This window comes from Blastococcus sp. CT_GayMR20 (genome assembly GCF_004570345.1).
The window spans coordinates 1-5966 of sequence record NZ_SPQM01000212.1; the positions used below are offsets into that span (position 1 = coordinate 1).

Genomic DNA, 5966 nt, shown 5'->3' on the forward strand with positions numbered 1-5966 from the left:
GCGGCTGCCCCGTGCTCGGCCCGCCCCCGGCGGTGGACCGGTACGCGCCCAGCCCGGGTCAGCGCCGCTTCGGCAGGACCCGGGACACGACCTGCCGGCATCGGCACTGCGGCCAGCCGGTCGGACGGGCCGATCTGGACCACGTCGTGCCCTACGGCGCAGGCGGGCCGACGGACTGCGAGAACCTGGCTAGTAGCCAAACCATCCCCCTCCCACTGACGGCGCTCGATAGGCTTGCCACGAGAGCTTCTTGAAGACTGTCCACGACGGGGGAGAGCACTAGTGAGCTATCGGAACAAGACCTACGTGGCCTTCGCGAGTGAGGACATCCGTTCCTACTGGCTCATGGAAGCCTGGCGGGACAACGACCACATCGACTTCGACTTCTTCGACGCCCACGACCTGTACGTCGCTCGCGACACGAGCCAGCCGGAGTCCATCAAAGCTCGACTACGCGAGCGCATGAAGAACGCGAAGCAGTTCGTCCTCCTCGGTAGTCGTTCGGCCAAGGCAAAGGGAGGTGATGGCAAGTCATTCCTCGCTTACGAGGTGCAGAACATGATCTCTCTCGACCTTCCAATCGTCGTGGCGAATCTTGATCAGGACCGCGAGGTCGACCGGAACTTCATCCCGACGCCTCTGCTGGACGCGGACTACTACACGCTGTCTGTGTCATTCCAGCCCGCCATCATCATGTACGCACTCAACAACTATGCGCCGCAATATGCCGCGAGCGGAAAGACCGGCCCTCACTATTACAACGAGAGCCACTACAAGAAGCTGGGTCTGTGACCACAGCGATTCGGCGGGACCTTACAAAGGCCCGCTTTTGGCGGCACTTCTCAGTTCAGAGCCTTGCAGCCGTCGGACTCTTCGCGGTATTGATCGGCCTCTTTGACGTCATCTTCCCGAATGTCGTCCCGAAGGGCGGGCGCTGGCTGGCGCTCATAGTGATCGTTCTTTCGGTGATATATGGCGCGGTTAGGGCGTGGCCCAGACCGATCGAACAAAGCTACGACTCGCCAAACACAACGATTCGACTAGTCGAAGGGGACCTCTTCGCGGAGTCTGGTCATCTGGTTATCGGGATGTCGGACACCTTCGATACCGAGGTGCCTCATGTCATCGCAAGCAACAGCGTGCAGGCCCAGTTCGCGAGGCGCATCTTCCACGAGGACTTGCGAGAGCTGGATCGGCAACTGGCCGAGGCCCTGATCGAGGTGTCCCCTCTGAGCTCAATTAGCAAGCCGGGGAAGCAGGTTAAATATCCGGTTGGCACGGTCGCCACCCTCCGTGATCATGGCCGTCGGTATTTTTGCGTTGCCTACACTGAGATGAATGAGCGCTGCGAGGCCCGCGGGACAACCGATGGCATCTGGCGCAGCCTTGAGAACCTGTGGAAAGCGGTTTGCGCGCATGGAAACGGGGGGGTCGTATCCATCCCCGTGATAGGCGGCGGCCAATCTCGACTCTCTCAGGTCTTGCCCGCGCAGGACGCCATCAGGTTCACGATTCTTTCTTACGTGCTGGCCTCACGTAAGGAGAAGATCTGCGACGAACTCCGCATCGTCGTTCGCCCGTCGGATTACGACAAGCTGGACCGGCTTGAAATCCAGGCCTTCCTCAAGTCACTTCGTGCCTCATAATGTCCTCTGTGAGCATCCAACTGCCCGATGACGGGCCATGTGCCTTTTGTGCATACTTGTCCGGCGAGCGCCCGTATACCGTGCTCGCTCGGAACGACCTCGTCGCGATCCTCGTCACGCGCGAGCAGCGCGGCGTCTCGCATCTCTTGGTGGTCCCGATCCGCCATGCTCAGACGATTCTTGACATAGATGAGGACGAGTCGGCTGCGCTTATGCGCGGCGTCCGAGTGGCAGCGCGTCTTATAGCCGAAGTCGAGGGGTCGCCTGGAATCGCGATCTGGCAGAACAACGGTGTGCCCGCCGCCCAGGCGATAGGACACTTGCACTTTCACGTCGCGGGTACTTTGCCTGAGGGCGGCACGGAGTGGGGGAACGTCGAGGAGTTGTCGATCGCCGAGACTGAGCGGATCGCGCAGCGACTGCGCCGCGGAGCGGCGCTTGACTTGAAGTAGCAACAAAACTCGGGGGACAGCTGCGTGCTGGTCTGGACCGTTCCCCCGGCGGCTTCGCAGGTTCACGCCCTTGCCGTGACCGGCCGCGGTCAAGGGCCTCGCGTCCGTGAAAGCCGATATCTGCTGCCCTTGACCGTGGTTGGGCGCGGCGCACGCTTGGGCCGGAGGGGACGCCCACCTCGCCGCAGCCTGTTTGACAGTCACGGGTCGGTCGTTGATGCTGCTCCCCGCTGGCGGATCAACGATGCGCGCAACCCACACTGCGCCGTCGGGGTAAGGCCTCAATCCCCGTGAGCGTGCGATGAGTGTGTGGGCAGCAGGCTGCTAATGCTGGAGCAGTAACCAGAGCGAGGGCGTAGCCGCCGAGGCCGATTCGACGTCCGAATCGGTGTCCTCGGAGGGCCCTAGTGAGTGACCCCTTGTCCATGCTCGACCGCCACCTCGGTTGGCGGCTGTCGGTGTACCCGGGTGCCGGGGAGGCCGGTGGCTCGTTCCGGTACTCGACGCCGGTGCAGCGCTATGCAGGGGCCGGCGGTGACCCGGAGCGGTCCCGGCGTGAGGCGGCATTGCGGGCGGGCCGGATGGTGCGCCGGTACTGCGCGGAGAACCGGCTCAATCGTCTGGGCACGCTGACCTACGCGGGTGCCGGATGTCACGACCCGCACCAGCTTCGCCGGGACGTCGGTGAGTTCTTCCGCTCCCTGCGGCGGCTGCTCGGCGGAGACCCGATGCCGTATGTCTGGGTGCCGGAGTGGCACAAGACCGGGCACGGGCTCCATGTGCACTTCGCGGTGGGCCGGTTCGTACCGCGCCGGTTGATCGAGGTGGCGTGGGGTCGCGGGTTCGTGCACATCAAGCTGCTGGGGCAGTTGCCGTCGGGCTCGACGGCGCGGGACGAGGCGCGGGTCGCGGCCCGCTACTTGTCGAAGTACGTGCGGAAGTCCTTCGATGCGCGCCGGATAGCGGGCCTGCACCGGTATGAGGTCGCGGAGGGATTCCAGCCGCCCGCGGTGAGCGTGCATGGGCGGACCGTCGATGACGTGCTCACACAGGCGATCGCGCTGATGGGGTCGGAGCCGACGGTGGTGTGGACTTCGGATGAGGCGATTGGCTGGCAGGGACCGCCCGCGGTGTGGGCGTTGTGGCCCTGAGTCGGGAGGAACTGCTCCGGCGGGTTGCCGCTTCGTGCGCAGAGTCTGGGGTGCCGCTCCACGTTGCGGACGCTTCTGCGGTTGCTGCTGTCGCTGCCCTACTGGGGGCGGTGCCGGCCGGATCGCGTGCGAACGCCCGCCAGGGCGAGCGCGCGTCCGGCCGGCACCGGTCACAACAGCCAGGACACCTGGACCCGGTCGGGGTCGAGCGCCTGAGCTCCGGCCTTGCCGGGGCCGATGGTGATGCTGCCGATCAGGGTGCGCAGGATGGCCGCCTGCCGGTCGAGGTTGAGGCGGATCCACCCGCGGCGTAACTGGTCCCCGGTGCCCAGGCCGGTCAGCGTGTCGGTTCGCGTGATGCGGGTCAGGCGGCGCTCGGTGTCTGCGATGCGGGACTCGACCGGGCCGCGGGCCTTCTCCCATTGCCGCCGGTCGATCTTGCGGCTGCCGAACTGTTCGGCCAGGTAGTCCAGGGTCTCCCGGTCCTCGGCCAGCTCGGCGGACAGTCGGGAGGCCTCGGCGTCACCGCTGCCGCGTCCGGCGATGGCGTCGGCGACGGCTGGGCTGTCCAGGCGGATGAGGACGTACTCGGTGAGCAGTGCCTCCAGTGGCGGGGCGGTCACGGTCAGGCGTCCGCAGCCGCGATGGTCGGGGCCGGACAGGCACACGTAGCGGCGGGAGTCCACGCGGCGGGAGGAGAACAGGGTGTTGCCGCACTTGCCGCAGCGCAGCAGCCCGGAGAGCAGGTATGCGCGCGGGGTGCGCCGTCCGCTGACCTTGCGGGACTCGATGGTGGCCAGGACCCGGCGGTGCAGGTCCTCGCTGATGATCGGCTTCCACACCGCCTTGCCGATCACTTCGCCGTTGTGCGCCCGCAAGCCCGCGGCGCGCGGGTTGGCCAGAACGAGCCGCAGGCTGTGGGTCTGCCACGGCACGCCCTTGACGCTTCGGATGCCGCGGGTGTCGAGATCGGTGCACATCGAACGCAGCGACTCACCCGCGACAAAGCGGGCGGCCATCTCGCGGATGATCTTCGCTTCGTCGGGGCGGTGGGTGATCGCGTCGTCCTCGAAGCCGAACGGGCGCAGGGACCGTCCGTGCGGCAGGCCCAGCTGGGCGTTCTGCAGCATCTTGCGCTTGACCCGGCGGCTCTTGGCGGCGCTCTCCCCGGCGGCGACTGCGCCCATGATCCGGGCGACGAGCAGCCCATCGCCGGTGCCGAGGTCGGCATCCCCGGTCACGAACCGCACCGCGCGCACTTTCGCCCGGTCCAGCGTCTCGAGGAACTCCTCGAGCTCGCGTGGACGCCGGGTCAAGCGGTCCAGGTGGTAGACGATCACCCCGTCGCGGATGCCGTCGGCCAGGTCGGCGAGCATCCGCTGATAGCCGGGCCGGGGCTTGCCGGAGTACGCGGAGAAGTCGTTGTCCACGTACTCCTCGCCGACCTGCCAGCCGAGGTCAGCGGCGAGCTTGCGGCAGTCCTCCAACTGGCGGCGGACGCCCAGGCCCTCGCCGACCTGGTCGCTGCTGATCCGGGCGTAGATCGCGGCGGACCGCGGTGCTGACATGGGTAGTCATACTAGGAACAGGTCAGGAACCTGTGCTGCCTGTGCCGGCACCACCACCGGCTCAAGACCCACGCCCCCGGCTGGCGGTTCGTCCTGCTCCCGAACGGTGTGCTGCGGGTGACCACCCCCGGCGGCATCACCCGCAGCACCCGGCCACCGGGCCTGCGCGACCGCATCGGGCAACGCGCCCTGCCCGGGCCACCACCGACACCAACCGAACCGGCGCCGTTCTGATCTGCGGGCGGCGGATGCGACACGTTGTTGCGATCCTCGTGCGTTCCGGTACGGCCGCGGCTGCCGTGATACCCATATGCGCTGGTCACCCACAAGGGTCGGCCCAGAAGTGCCGGCTCAGGTGGGGGGCTGGTCGTGCCGATGGGGAGATGTGATCGCAGGTCTGGTGCACCGAGTCGTCGCGGTGCTGCGACGGGGGGACGTCCTCCCGGGTGCGGCGCCGTCGTCCGACGACCCCGGTGCGCCCGCGACCGACCGGCGCGCGCTGGCTGCGCTGACGACCCGCTCGAGCCTGCGCGAGTTCACCTCGTCCGTCCCCGCGCTGCGGGAGGAGCTCATCAACCGGGCCCGGACTGCCGGCATGGCCGTCGCCGTGGTCGCTGCCGTCGCCGTTCCGGCCTGGACGGTGGTCGACCGGATCGCGGTGCCGCACCTGGCGGGAACCTTCCTGGCCGTCCGGCTGCTCGGGGATCTGCCGATGCTGTGGGTGATCTGGGCGCTCTGGCGTCTCCCCATCGGTCGGCGCCGCCCCGAGGTCCTGACCTTCGCGGTGCTCGCGCTCGTCCAGATCGAGATCGCCTGGATGATCGCCCAGACCCACGGCCACGAGTACTACCTGCTGGGATTCACGCTCGCCGTCTACGGCAGCGGGTGCATCCTCGTCGCCCGCCCCCGCTGGACCGCCGCGGTCGTCGCCGTCTCCTGGGTCTCCCTGGCCGTCTCGGCGATCACCCAGCCCGGCCGGCTCACGGCGAGCCAGCTCGTCAGCATCAGCGTCTTCCTGGGTACCGCCTCGGTCATCGGCATGCTGGCGCACCTCCGCCGGTACGCCCTCAACAACCGCGAGCTGGTCACCCGCGTGCGCCTCGAGCGGGAGCAGCAGCGGACCGGGGTGCTCCTCGCCCAGCTCGAGCG

At 67.5% G+C, this 5966-nt stretch carries 6 protein-coding genes and 1 pseudogene; 6 read left to right on the forward strand and 1 reads right to left on the reverse strand.

The window, feature by feature from the left end; translation table 11 throughout:
- Window positions 1-282 precede the first annotated feature (282 nt).
- From E4P40_RS25635 to E4P40_RS25650, 4 genes are all read left to right on the forward strand, one after another.
- Window positions 283-792, forward strand: a complete 510-nt coding sequence (locus E4P40_RS25635; RefSeq protein ID WP_135161150.1) for a TIR domain-containing protein — start codon at window positions 283-285, stop codon at window positions 790-792.
- Window positions 789-1646: a macro domain-containing protein gene (locus E4P40_RS25640; RefSeq protein ID WP_135161151.1), complete on the forward strand. Its 858-nt coding sequence runs from the start codon at window positions 789-791 to the stop codon at window positions 1644-1646. The genes E4P40_RS25635 and E4P40_RS25640 overlap by 4 nt, the downstream gene beginning before the upstream one ends.
- Before the next feature lie 8 nt (window positions 1647-1654).
- On the forward strand, window positions 1655-2098 hold the full coding sequence (locus E4P40_RS25645; RefSeq protein ID WP_209305516.1) for an HIT domain-containing protein: 444 nt from the start codon (window positions 1655-1657) through the stop codon (window positions 2096-2098).
- A 509-nt stretch (window positions 2099-2607) separates the two neighbouring features.
- Window positions 2608-3249 (forward strand): hypothetical protein, encoded by a 642-nt coding sequence (locus E4P40_RS25650; protein WP_209305517.1) that lies wholly within the window; start codon window positions 2608-2610, stop codon window positions 3247-3249.
- Window positions 3250-3419: 170 nt separating this feature from the next.
- Here E4P40_RS25650 and E4P40_RS25655 read toward each other — a convergent pair whose 3' ends face one another.
- Window positions 3420-4817 (reverse strand): recombinase family protein, encoded by a 1398-nt coding sequence (locus E4P40_RS25655; protein WP_135161153.1) that lies wholly within the window; start codon window positions 4815-4817, stop codon window positions 3420-3422.
- 27 nt (window positions 4818-4844) lie between these two features.
- On the opposite strand from E4P40_RS25655, the pseudogene E4P40_RS29210 reads away from it, so the two are divergent.
- Window positions 4845-5051, forward strand: a pseudogene (locus E4P40_RS29210) (HNH endonuclease); the annotation flags it as partial.
- A gap of 151 nt (window positions 5052-5202) precedes the next feature.
- On the forward strand, window positions 5203-5966 hold a 764-nt coding region (locus E4P40_RS25660), incomplete at its 3' end, for a hypothetical protein (RefSeq protein WP_209305518.1).

Excerpts from the sequence above, each read along its gene's own strand:
- E4P40_RS25655 (WP_135161153.1), bottom strand. The coding sequence starts at position 4,817 with ATGTCAGCACCGCGGTCCGCCGCGATCTACGCCCGGATCAGCAGCGAC.